The organism is Modestobacter sp. SSW1-42, assembly GCF_046635825.1.
GTDB lineage: Bacteria > Actinomycetota > Actinomycetes > Mycobacteriales > Geodermatophilaceae > Modestobacter.
Window position 1 is genome coordinate 72,360 of record NZ_JBISCA010000005.1, and the last position, 11,708, is coordinate 84,067.

Annotated in this window: 9 protein-coding genes; all 9 read left to right on the top strand. The window is 73.8% G+C overall.

All coding sequences use genetic code 11. The features are described 5' to 3' along the window. Positions 1-169: 169 nt before the first annotated feature. The 9 genes from ACGBYP_RS17660 (at position 170) to ACGBYP_RS17700 (ending at position 11,694) form a co-directional block, all read left to right on the top strand. On the top strand, positions 170-1,642 hold the full coding sequence (locus ACGBYP_RS17660; protein ID WP_411586175.1) for a uracil-xanthine permease family protein: 1,473 nt from the start codon (positions 170-172) through the stop codon (positions 1,640-1,642). Next, positions 1,639-2,514 carry an FAD binding domain-containing protein gene (locus ACGBYP_RS17665; RefSeq protein ID WP_411586177.1) on the top strand — a complete coding sequence of 292 codons (876 nt, stop codon included), beginning with the start codon at positions 1,639-1,641 and terminating at the stop codon, positions 2,512-2,514. The genes ACGBYP_RS17660 and ACGBYP_RS17665 overlap by 4 nt, the downstream gene beginning before the upstream one ends. A gap of 61 nt (positions 2,515-2,575) precedes the next feature. Continuing rightward, entirely contained in the window at positions 2,576-3,109 is a 534-nt protein-coding gene (locus ACGBYP_RS17670) for a (2Fe-2S)-binding protein (protein ID WP_411586178.1), read from the top strand. Then, entirely contained in the window at positions 3,106-5,520 is a 2,415-nt protein-coding gene (gene cutA, locus ACGBYP_RS17675; RefSeq protein ID WP_411586179.1) for an aerobic carbon-monoxide dehydrogenase large subunit, read from the top strand. The genes ACGBYP_RS17670 and cutA overlap by 4 nt, the downstream gene beginning before the upstream one ends. After that, the gene (locus ACGBYP_RS17680) at positions 5,517-6,209 is read left to right on the top strand and encodes an SRPBCC domain-containing protein (RefSeq protein ID WP_411586181.1); all 693 of its coding nucleotides are present in this window, start codon (positions 5,517-5,519) and stop codon (positions 6,207-6,209) included. The genes cutA and ACGBYP_RS17680 overlap by 4 nt, the downstream gene beginning before the upstream one ends. Positions 6,210-6,299: 90 nt before the next feature. Then, positions 6,300-8,384, top strand: a complete 2,085-nt coding sequence (locus ACGBYP_RS17685; RefSeq protein WP_411586182.1) for a hydantoinase/oxoprolinase family protein — start codon at positions 6,300-6,302, stop codon at positions 8,382-8,384. Next, entirely contained in the window at positions 8,381-10,270 is a 1,890-nt protein-coding gene (locus ACGBYP_RS17690) for a hydantoinase B/oxoprolinase family protein (protein WP_411586184.1), read from the top strand. Before ACGBYP_RS17685 ends, ACGBYP_RS17690 begins: the two co-directional genes overlap by 4 nt. A gap of 15 nt (positions 10,271-10,285) precedes the next feature. Then, a complete protein-coding gene (locus tag ACGBYP_RS17695; RefSeq protein ID WP_411586186.1) occupies positions 10,286-11,125 on the top strand; it encodes an SDR family oxidoreductase in 840 nt (279 codons plus the stop codon). 53 nt (positions 11,126-11,178) lie between these two features. Next, a complete protein-coding gene (locus tag ACGBYP_RS17700) occupies positions 11,179-11,694 on the top strand; it encodes a MarR family winged helix-turn-helix transcriptional regulator (RefSeq protein ID WP_411586188.1) in 516 nt (171 codons plus the stop codon). Positions 11,695-11,708 lie beyond the last annotated feature (14 nt).

Here is an 11,708-nt window from a genome sequence, read left to right on the forward strand (position 1 = left end):
TTCTCGTAAGAGCCAGAAGATTTAGCGCTGAGGTACTTCCCCCGCCCAGTGATCCGTGACACCTTCCCGGTGCGGCGATCGACGCGCCGGAGGACGTCCAGGACCGGCCTGGAGCGGGCTCCGGGACCCGCAGCGTCGAGTCCGGTGTCGCACCTGTCGAGGAGGACCTGTGGCGTTGGGACTGGGCTGGAAGCTCTACGAGGGCGGCAAGACCCCACCCGTGGACGGGGCGGTCGCGCCGGACGAGCGGCTCTCGTGGCCGCGCACCGTCGGCATCGGCGCCCAGCACGTGGTGTCGATGTTCGGCGCGACGTTCGTCTTCCCGCTGATCATGGGCCTGGACGCGAACCTGGCGATCATGATGAGCGGCGTCGCCACGATCATCTTCCTGCTGGTCGTGCAGGGGAAGGTGCCCAGCTACCTGGGCACCAGCGCCGCCTTCGTCGGCGGCGTCGTGGCCATCCGGGCCGGCGGGGGCGACTCCGGTGACGTCCTGGGCGCGATCCTGGTCTCCGGGGTGGTGCTGGCCCTGGTCGGCGTGCTGATCAGCGCCCTCGGGCCCCGGATGGTCAACGCCGTGCTCCCCCCGGCGGTCACCGGCGCCGTCGTCCTGATCATCGGCTTCAACCTCGCACCGGTGGTGGCGAACACCTACTGGCCCCAGGACCAGTGGGTCGGCCTGGCCACCATGGCCTTCGTCATCGTCGCCGCGCTGCTGCTGCGCGGGTTCTGGGCGCGCATCTCGATCCTGCTGGGCCTGGTCTTCGGGTACCTGCTGTCCGCCCTGCTGGACGCCACGGCCGGGCCGATCACCTCGGTGCTCGGCGGCGCCACAGAGGCCACCACCCACGACCGGCTGGACCTCTCCGGCGTCGGGACGGCGGACTGGATCGGGCTGCCGACCTTCACCGCGCCGAGCTTCTCGTTCAACTTCACCCTGCTCGTGCTGCCGGCGGTCATCGCCCTGGTCGCGGAGAACGCCGGCCACGTCAAGGCGGTCGCGGCGATGACCAAGCGCGACCTGGACCCGGTCATGGGGCGGGCGATCTTCGCCGACGGTCTCGCCACCGTGGTCGCCACCTCGGTCGGCGGCTCCCCGACGACCACCTACGCCGAGAACATCGGCGTCATGGCCGCCACCCGCATCTACTCGACCGCGGCCTACTACGTCGCCGCCGTCGTCGCGCTGCTCCTGGGGCTGTGCCCGAAGTTCGGCGCCCTGGTCAACGCGGTCCCCGGCGGCGTCCTCGGCGGGATCACCGTGATCCTCTACGGGATGATCGGCCTGCTCGGCGTGAAGATCTGGAAGGAGAACCGGGTCGACTTCGCCAACCCGATCAACCTGGTGCCGCTGGCCGCCGGGATCATCATCGGGATCGGCAACGTGCAGCTGGTGTTCAGCGAGAACTACTCGCTGGGCGGCATCGCGCTCGGGTCGATCGTGGCCGTCGCCGGCTGGCACCTGGCCCGGGTCCTGGCTCCCGCCGAGATGCGCACCGCCCTGCTGGCCGAGGCCGGCCCCTACGGCAGCGGCGAGCCCCTGGTCGACCAGTTCGGCGGCCGGCACGAGAGCCCCGACCCCTCCTCGGTCGACCAGACCGCCCGCCGGCGGACGACCGGCGAGGGCACGGTCGACAGGTGAAGCCCGCCCCGTTCGGCTACGCCGACCCGCGCTCCCTCGACGAGGCCCTCGCGGTCCTGTCGGAGGAGGGCGAGGGCGCCAAGGTGCTGGCCGGCGGCCAGTCGCTGCTGCCGCTGCTGAACATGCGGCTCGCCGCACCCACCACGCTCGTCGACATCAACCGGGTCCCCGGGCTCGACCGGATCGAGGCCGGCGAGTCCGGGGTCCGGGTCGGCGCCCTGGTGCGGCACGCCGCGCTGCTGCGGTCGGCCGAGGCGAGCGCCGTCCAGCCGCTGCTGGCCCGGGCGACGGCGAACGTCGCGCACCCGGCCATCCGCAACCGGGGGACGACGGTCGGCTCCATCGCGCACGCCGACCCCTCCGGCGAGATGACCGCCGTGCTGGCGCTCACCGGCGGCTCGGTGACCGTGACCGCGCCCGACGGGGCGTCGACCGTGGGGTGGGCCGACTTCTTCCTCGGCCCGCTGGAGACCTCGGTGCACGGCCCGGCGGTGGTGACCTCGGCCTTCTTCCCCGCGCTGGCGCCGCGATCGGGGACGGCGTTCGCCGAGGTGGCGCGGCGCAAGGGCGACTACGCCGTCTGCGGGGCCGGCGTGGTCGTGACCCTGGACGACGACCAGCGGGTGGCCTCGGCCCGGGCCGCCTACATCTCCGTCGGGCTGGTGCCCGAGGTGCACGACCTGACCGACGCCGTGGCCGGCCGGCCCGTGGACACCGCCGACTGGGCCGCCGCCGGGGCGATGGCCCAGGGGCTGGTCGAACCGGACGGCGACCTGCACGCCAGCGCCGACTACCGCCGACTGCTGGTCGGCACCCTCACCGAACGGACCCTGGCCTCGGCGGCGGCCGAGGCGCGGGAGCGCTCGGCGTGAGACCCGCATCCCCCACCGCACCGCACCGCACGACACCGCTCGAGCAGCCAGGAGGCCGGCCATGAGCACCACCACCGAACGGACCGTCACGGTGACGGTCAACGGGGTCCCCCAGCAGGTCACCGTCCCGGTGCGCCGGCTGCTGTCGGACGCGCTGCGCCACGACCTCGGCCTGACCGGCACCCACGTGGGCTGCGAGCACGGGGTCTGCGGCTCCTGCACGGTGCTCGTCGACGGCGCGGCGGTCCGCTCCTGCCTGGTGCTCGCCGTGCAGGTCGACGGAGCCGCGGTGACCACGGTCGAGGGGCTGAGCCGGCCCGACCACCAGGGCGGGCAGGTGCTGCACCCGGTCCAGGAGGCGTTCCGCGAGTGCCACGCCCTGCAGTGCGGCTACTGCACGCCGGGCTTCCTGACCACCATCGCCGCCGGCCTGGACGCCCGCGACCCCGCCGTGCCGATCACCGACGACGAGGTCGACGAGCTGGTCGGCGGCAACCTCTGCCGCTGCACCGGCTACGCCAACATCAAGAAGGCCTGCCGGCACGCCGCCGAGCAGATGCGCACCACCGCCCTGCGGACGGAGGCCACCCGGTGACGACCAAGCTGTTCGGGGAGCCGGTGCGCCGGCGGGAGGACGCCCGGCTGATCGTCGGCCAGGGCCGCTACCTCGACGACATCGGCGCCGACGCCTACGCCGCGGCCTTCGTCCGCAGCCCCTACGCGCACGCCCGCGTGGTCGACATCGACGTCTCCCCCGCCCTCGACGTCGAGGGACTGCTGGCGGTCTACACCTACGAGGACCTCACCGGCCCGATGGCCGAGCCGCTGCCGGTGCTCATCCCGCATCCCCAGCTCACCCACGCCCGCACCGGGTACACCCTCGTCCGCGACGTCGCCCACCACGTCGGGGAGGCCGTGGTCATGGTGGTCGCCGTCGACCGGTACGTCGCCGAGGACGCCGCGGCGCTGATCGAGGTCACCTGGGAGGAGCTCCCCGTGGTGGTCGGCGTCGACGCCGCGGAGGCCGCGGTGCACGCCGTCCACCCCGACGTCCCGGACAACGTCGCCGCCCGGCACCACCAGGAGCGGGGCGACGTGGAGGCCGCGCTGGCCGCGTCGGCGCACACGCTGAGCTTCACCCAGTACTTCGAGCGCAGCGCCTCGATGCCGATGGAGGGCAAGGGCGTGCTCGCCCGCTGGGACGCCGACGACGCCGCGCTGCGGGTCCACTCCAGCACCCAGGCCTCGACCTCGGTGCGGGCGGCGATCGCGGCGAAGCTGGAGCTGTCGCTGGAGAAGGTGGAGGTCATCGCCCCCGACGTCGGCGGCGGTTTCGGGGTCAAGATCATGCACCCCTGGCCCGAGGAGCTGCTCGTCCCGATGGCGGCGATCAAGCTCGGCCACGAGGTCAAGTGGGTCGAGGACCGCCGGGAGCACTTCATCTCCAGCGCCCACGAGCGGCAGCAGCGCCAGGAGGTCACCGTCGGGTACGACGACGACGGCCGGATCACCGCCCTGGACGTGCTGGTCTGGCACGACAACGGGGCGTACACGAACTACGGGATCATCGTCCCGATCAACACCGCCACCCAGCTGTGCGGGCCCTACGACGTCCCCGTCTACCGGGCGCGGGTCAACAGCGTCTACACGAACACCGTGCTGGTGACCCCGTACCGCGGGGCCGGGCGGCCGCAGGGCACGTTCGCGATGGAGCGCACGATGGACCGGATCGCCCAGGAGCGCGGCCTGGACCGGCTCGAGGTGCGGCGCCGCAACCTGATCCAGGCCGACCAGTTCCCCTACGACTGGGGCATGACGTTCCAGGACGGGCGGCCACTGGTCTACGACTCGGGCAACTACCCCGGCCTGGTCGACAAGCTCGAGGCGCTGGTCGACTGGCCCGGCCTCGAGGCGCGGCGGGCCGAGGCCGCCGGCCGCGGGAAGCTGCTGGGCGCCGGCATGGCGATGTACGTCGAGGGCACCGGCCCCGGACCCTACGAGGGCGCGCACGTCGAGGTCCTGGGCAGCGGCAAGGTCCTGGTCTCCACCGGGCTCACCTCGCAGGGCCAGGGCCACGAGACGGTGTTCGCCCAGCTGGCCGCCGCCGAGCTCGGGGTCCCCCTGGAGGACGTCGAGGTCACCACCGGCGACACCCGGCGGTTCGGGTACGCGGTGGGCACCTTCGCCTCCCGGGCCGCGGTGGTCAGCGGCAACGCCGTGGCCCTGGCCGCCAAGGGGGTGCGGGAGAAGGCGCTGCGCATCGCCGCGGAGCTGCTGGAGGCCGACCCCGGCGACCTGGAGATCGACGAGGGCCTGGTCCAGGTCAAGGGGACGCCGGGCGCCTCCATCCCGCTCCGCACGGTCGCCGTGCTGTCCAACCCCCTGCGCTACGCCTTCGACGAGGCGGCCCGGCAGGCCACCCAGTTCGCCGGGCCGGGCGACGACTCGAAGCCGCCGATCGCGGTCGGGGACTCCCCCGGCCTGGAGTACACCGACTACTACTCGCCGCTGCGCTCGACGTTCGCCGCCGGCGCCCACGCGGCCGTGGTGGAGATCGACCCGGCGACCTGGGAGATCGACGTCGTCCAGTACGCCGTGGTGCACGACTGCGGCAACGTGGTGAACCCGATGATCGTCGAGGGCCAGGTGCACGGCGGGGTGGCCCAGGGGGTGGGCGGGGCGCTGTACGAGCGGATGGCCTACGACCGCGACGGGCAGCTGCAGAACGCCTCGTTCATGGACTTCCTCATGCCCTACGCCAGCGAGGTGCCGGCGGTCGACATCGACCACCAGGAGACGCCCTCGCCGCTGAACCCGCTGGGGATCAAGGGCGCCGGCGAGGCCGGCGTGATCCCCGGCTCGGCCGCGATCGCCTCGGCCGTCGAGGACGCCGTCGGCCGGCGGATCGCCGCGATGCCGATCAGCCCCACCGAGCTCTACGACCTGATGCGCTCCGACGGCGAACAGGTGCCCCGCCTCCCCTCTGCGACAGGAGTCCCCGCGTGAACCTCGACGGCAGTGCGGTGCTCAGTGCCCCGCCCGAGGACGTGTGGTCGGTGATCACCGACCCGGCCGTGCTGGCCCGCACCATCCCCGGGTGCCTGTCCCTGGACCAGGTGGGCGAGGACAGCTACACGATGACCGTCTCGGCGGGGGTGGGCGCCATCCGCGGCACCTACGCCGGCGAGGTGCGGCTGGCGGAGATGCAGCGGCCCACCTCCTACGTGATGCACGCCAGCGGGTCCGGCGGCCCGGGGTCGGTGCGGGCGACGGTGCAGATCGGGCTCGCCCCCGCCGGCGAGGGCACCGAGCTGACCTGGTCGGCGGACGCCGTCGTCGGCGGCGCCGTCGCCGGGGTCGGCCAGCGGATGATCTCCGGGGTCGCCAAGCGGATGGCCGGGCAGTTCTTCTCCGCGATCGACACCGAGCTCACCAGCCCGGCCACCACCGACACGCCGTCGGCGGTGCCGAGCGCGGCGGCGGTGTCGTCGACCGGTGCGGAAGGGCAGCCCGTCCAGCCCGCGTCGTCCGGGCAGCCCGCGTCGTCCCGACCCTCACCCGCCCCCCGGCCGGTGGCCGCCTCGGGCGGGTGGGTGCCCGGCGAGGCGCGGCCGCTGCTGGTCGGCGCGGCCGGCGGTGGGCTGCTGACCCTGCTGGGCGTGTGGGTGGGCTCCCGCCTCGGCCGCAGCCGCTGAGGCCGTCCGGTGCGGCCGCCCACCCCGGCCGCACCGGACCGGCAGCTCAGGACCCTTCCGCTCGAAGTACCTCACCACTAAGGTAAATCCATGGGGACACCAGCCCGCGCCCGCCAGATCCGCATCGGCATCGACACCGGCGGCACGTTCACCGACGTCGTCGCCGTCGACGAGGAGACCGGCCGGACGGCCACGACCAAGACCCCCTCGACCCCGGCCGACCCGGCCGAGGGCTTCCTCACCGGGGTCCGCAAGGTGCTGGACCTGCTGGAGCTGGACGGCTCGAGCGTCACCGCGGTCAGCCACGGGACGACGGTGGCCACCAACCAGCTGCTCGAGGGCAAGCTCGACCGGATCGGCTTCGTCACCACCGAGGGCTACGAGTCGGTGCTGGAGATCGCCCGCCAGTCGGTGCCCGACGGGTACGGCAACAGCTACTTCTGGGTCAAGCCGCCGCGGATCGTCCCGGCCGACCTGGTGCGCACCGTGCGCGGCCGGCTCGACGTCACCGGCGCGGAGGTCCGCCCCTTCTCCCGCGAGGACGCCGTCGCGGCCGCCCGGTTCTTCCGGGACGCCGGCATCACCACCATCGGGGTCTGCTTCCTGCACTCCTACGCCGACGACGCCCACGAGCGCGCGATGCTCGAGGTGCTGCGCGAGGAGTGCCCGGACGCCGTGGTGTCCATCTCCAGCGAGGTGCTGCGCGAGTACCGCGAGTACGAGCGGTCGGTGACCACCCTGGTCGACGCCGCGGTGAAGCCGAAGGTCGGCGCCTACGTGCGCAACATCCGGCACCGGCTGGACGAGCTCGCGCCGGGGGTGCCGTTCTACGTCATGAAGAGCAACGGCGGCGTGCTGTCGGCCGCCGAGGTGGTGCACCAGCCGATCACCACGATGCTGTCCGGACCGGCCGCCGGGGCGCTGGGCGCGGCGCTGATCGCCGGGGTCGCCGGCTTCAACCGGGTGCTCACCTGCGACGGCGGGGGCACCTCGACCGACGTCACGGTGGTCGTCGACGGCCAGCCCACGCTCACCACCGAGGGCTCGGTGGGCGACTACCCGAGCAAGATCCCGATGATCGACGTCGTGACCGTCGGCGCCGGCGGCGGGTCGATCGCCTGGCTGTCCCCCGAGGGCACGCTCAAGGTGGGGCCGACGTCGGCCGGCGCCGATCCCGGCCCGATCTGCTACGGCAACGGCGGCGACCAGCCCACCGTCACCGACGCCCACGTCGTCCTGGGCCGGATCCCGCCGCACCTGCTCGGCGGGGAGATCCCGCTGTCGGTCGACGCCGCCCGCGCCGGTCTGGAGGAGCTCGGCGGGAAGCTGGGCCTGTCGGTCGAGCAGGCCGCCACGGGCATCCTGGAGATCTCGGCGTGGAACCAGGCCAACGCGCTGCGGCAGGTCACCGTGGCCCGCGGCCTCGACGTCCGCGACTTCACCCTCACCACGTTCGGCGGCTCGGGCTCGCTGCTGGCCTGCCGGCTGATGGACGTCCTCGGCCTGCCGCGCACGCTGGTGCCGCCGAACCCGGGCAACGTCAGCGCCTTCGGGCTGCTGACCGTCGACGTCCGCAACGACTACGTGCAGACGATGGTCTCCCGGCACACCGACCTGGACCTCGACCGGCTGCGCGCGATCTACGTCGACCTGGAGGCGCAGGCGGCCGCCGCCCTCGACGGCGAGGGCTTCGGCCCCGACGCCCAGCGCCTGCAGCGCAACGCCGACCTGCGCTACGTCGGGCAGGCGTTCGAGGTGCGCGTGCCCGTCCCCGACGGCGAGCTGGACGCCGCGGCGGCCGAGCAGGCGGCGCAGGCCTTCCACGCCGCGCACCGCCAGCTCTACGGCTACGACTTCACCGACGACCCGCGCCAGGCGGTCGAGTGGGTGAACCTGCGGGTCACCGGCATCGGCCCGATCCGCCGTCCCGACGTCGTCGAGCTGCCCGCCCGGGACGGCGGTCCCGACCGCGCGGTCACCGGCCGGCGCCCGGTCTTCTTCGACGACTGGGCAGACACCCCGACCTACGACCGGACCCTGCTCGCCCCCGGTGACGTGGTCACGGGCCCGGCGATCGTCGAGGAGTTCGGCTCGACGGTCCCGGTGCACCCCGGCTTCACCGCCGCCGTCGACGCCCACGGCAACCTGCTGCTGACCAAGGAGACCGCCCGATGAGCACCCCCCAGGGCCAAAGTCGCGACTTCGGCCCTTCTTCGGCCGACCCGGTGCTCGTCGAGATCGTCGCCGGGACGCTGGCGGCGATCGAGAAGGAGGTGGAGACCTCGATCGGGCGCACCTCCCGCTCGCCGATGATCCGGGACGCGCACGACTTCCGGGCCGGCATCCACGACCGGCACATGCGCAAGCTCACCGGGCGCTCGTACTCCGCGCTCGTGCAGCCGGTGGTCCGCGACTACCCGATCGCGACGATGAACCCCGGCGACGTCTACTTCCACAACGACGTCTACCTCTCCGAGGGCGGGATCGGCCACCTGCCCGACCTCTGCGTCACGGTGCCGGTGTTCGCCGACGTCGACGGCGTGCCCACGGTCGTGGCGTTCGTGCAGGCCTTCGGCCACCACGACGACATCGGCGGCGCGGTGCCCGGCTCCATGCCGTCGGCGGCGACCAGCGTCTTCGAGGAGGGGCTGATGGTCCCCCCGATCAAGCTGTGGGACCGCGGGGTGCCCAACGAGAGCGCCCTCAAGATCATGACCCGCAACTCGCGGATGCCCGACTCGCTGGCCGCGGACCTCGACGCGGAGTGCTCGGCCTGCCTGGCCGGCGCCCGCCGGCTCGGCGAGCTGTTCGACCGCTACGGGGTCGCGGCGATCGAGGCCTGCTTCGAGGCGAGCCTGACCAGCTCCACCGAGGTCTACCGGCGCGAGGTGCTGGCCCAGATCCCCGACGGCACCTACGTCTGGGAGGACTACGCCGAGCACGACGGCGTCGACGTCCCGCAGCTGCACCGGCAGCGGATCACGCTGACCATGGACTCGACCGCCGACGTCCCGCTCGTCATCGACTTCACCGGCACCGGGCCGCAGGCCAAGGGGCCGATCAACCACTGCGGCGACTACGCCGACGGCAACTTCCTCAAGAAGTGGCTGGCACCGATCCTGCGCAACCTCGCCGCCACGCCGGAGCGGATGGCCCAGCTGGACGTCAACGAGGGCGTCGTGCCGCTGATCGAGATGCGCTTCCCGGAGAAGGGCACGCTGCTCACGCCGATCTTCCCGGCGCCCACCAACGCGCGGACCTTCGTCATCCTGCGCCTGCTCGGGGTGCTCGCCGGCGTGCTGGCCAAGGCCACCGGCGGCCGGATGCCCGCCGACCAGGAGACGATCCGCTACACCGGGGTCTACGGCACCGACGCCGACGGCGAGCCCTACCTCATGCGCGAGGTGCTCGGCGGCGGGTCGGGCGGGCGCTACTACGCCGACGGGGAGGACACGATCCACGTCGTCCCCGACTCCCGGAACCTGCCGACGGAGTTCACCGAGTCCCGCTTCCCGCTGCGGATCGAGCGGCTCGCGCTGGCGCAGGACTCCGGCGGGCCGGGCCGGTACCGCGGCGGCTGCGGGTACGAGAAGGACATCCGGGTGCTCCGCGACGCCCACTTCATGTCCATCGCCGACCGGTCGATCCTGTCCTGCTGGGGCGTCAACGGCGGCAAGGCGGGGCGCCCGTTCTCGATCACCGTCGACCCCGGCGGGCCCGACGAGCACGAGGTCGACGCGCTGGCCGACGCCGAGCCGCTGAAGGCCGGCACCGTCGTGCGGGTGCGGACGACGGGCGGGGGCGGGTGGGGCGACCCGCTCGAGCGCCCGGTCGCCGAGGTGCTCCAGGACATCGCCTGGCGCAAGGTCAGCGTCGAGGGCGCACGACGGGACTACGGCGTGGTGGTGCGCGCGGACGGCTCGGTCGACGCCGACGCCACCGACCGGCTGCGGGCGGAGGTCCGGGACGGCCGGGACGACGTCGAGCCGTTCTTCGACCGCGGCCCCGGCTACGCGCTGCTGTCCGGTGGCGCGGCCGCCAACGAGTTCGACTACCTCTGAGCCCGCGGGCTGCCGATGATCGTCGTCACCGCCGCCGGTGGCCGCACGGGGCTGGCCGTGGTCGCCGCGCTGCGCGCCCGCGGCCACTCCGTGCGCGCCCTCGTCTCCTCTCCGCGGGCCTCGGCGGCGCTGGAGGCGCTCGGGGTCGAGGTGGTCGAGGCCGACCTCACCGACGCCGGCTCCCTGCCGTCGCGGCTGGCCGGCGCGCGGGCCGTGCACCTGATCTGGCCCAACTTCGACGCGCACGAGCAGCGGGGCGCCGTCGCGTTCCTCGCGGCGGCCCGCCGGGCCGGCGTCGGCCGGCTCGTGTACCACTCCGTCCTGCACCCGCAGGTGCGGGCGATGCCGCACCACGCCGCCAAGGACCGGGTCGAGGAGGCGGTCGTCGCCGGCGGTGTGCCCTGGCGCGTCCTGCGGCCCTGCGCCTACGCCGACAACCTCGACGCGGGGTTGTCCGACGTCGCGGCGACCGGGCGCTTCGTGAGCGCCTGGGGGCTCACCCGCGGGCAGTCCCTGGTCGACCTCCGCGACGTCGCCGAGGTGGCCGCCGTGCTGCTCACCGAGGACGGCCTCGACGGCGGCACGGTCGAGGTGGCCGGCCCCGAGCCGCTCACCGCCCCGGCGATCGCCCGGCTGCTCGCCGGGCGGCTGGACCGCGAGGTCACCGCGGTGGACGCCGTCCCCGACGGGCCGGTGCCCCCGGTCACCGCGTACGCCGCCCACTGCCGCCGGCTGATGTTCGACTGGTACCGGCAGCACGGGTTCACCGGCAGCCCCTGGGCCCTCGAGGCGCTGCTGGGACGGCCGGCCCGGACCCTGGCCGAACACCTCGCCGACCAGCAGGTCCCCCGGTGAACGGCTCCGCTGACCGGGGAGGACCCCGGCAGCCGGTCACTAGCATGACCGCCATGGCGCAGGCGGACGCGGACGCGGTGGACCTGATCCTGGAGCAGTGGGGGCGGGAGCGGCCGGACCTGGACTGCTCCCCCATGGGCGTCATCGCCCGGGTCACCCAGGCGCAGCGCGAGGTCTACCTGGCCCAGCGGGAGACCTTCGCCCGGCACGGGCTCGACGCGGCCGCCTTCGACGTCCTGGCGGCGCTGCGCCGCGCGGGGCGGCCGTACCAGCTCACCCCCACGGCGCTGATGCGCACGGCCCTGGTCACCTCGGGTGCGATCACGCAGCGGTTGGACCGGCTGGAGGAGAAGGGCTTCATCTCCCGCGAGCCCAGCGAGGACGACGGCCGCGCGGTGCTGGTCACGCTGACCGAGCTGGGCGGGCTGGCTCTCGACGCCGCGCTGCCCGACCACCTGGAGACCGAGCGCCGGCTGCTGTCCGGCCTGAGCGCCGAGGACCAGCAGCAGCTCGCGGGCCTGCTGCGCCGGCTGCTCATCACCCTGGGGCGCACGCCCGCCGTGCCCTGACCCGGTCCGGGCGG

What these genes read in the sequence shown, in the direction of transcription:
- ACGBYP_RS17685 (WP_411586182.1), top strand. Translation starts at nt 6,300, where the DNA reads ATGGGGACACCAGCCCGCGCCCGCCAGATCCGCATCGGCATCGACACC.
- ACGBYP_RS17700 (WP_411586188.1), top strand. Translation starts at nt 11,179, where the DNA reads ATGGCGCAGGCGGACGCGGACGCGGTGGACCTGATCCTGGAGCAGTGG.
- ACGBYP_RS17690 (WP_411586184.1), top strand. Translation starts at nt 8,381, where the DNA reads ATGAGCACCCCCCAGGGCCAAAGTCGCGACTTCGGCCCTTCTTCGGCC.
- ACGBYP_RS17695 (WP_411586186.1), top strand. Translation starts at nt 10,286, where the DNA reads ATGATCGTCGTCACCGCCGCCGGTGGCCGCACGGGGCTGGCCGTGGTC.
- ACGBYP_RS17670 (WP_411586178.1), top strand. Translation starts at nt 2,576, where the DNA reads ATGAGCACCACCACCGAACGGACCGTCACGGTGACGGTCAACGGGGTC.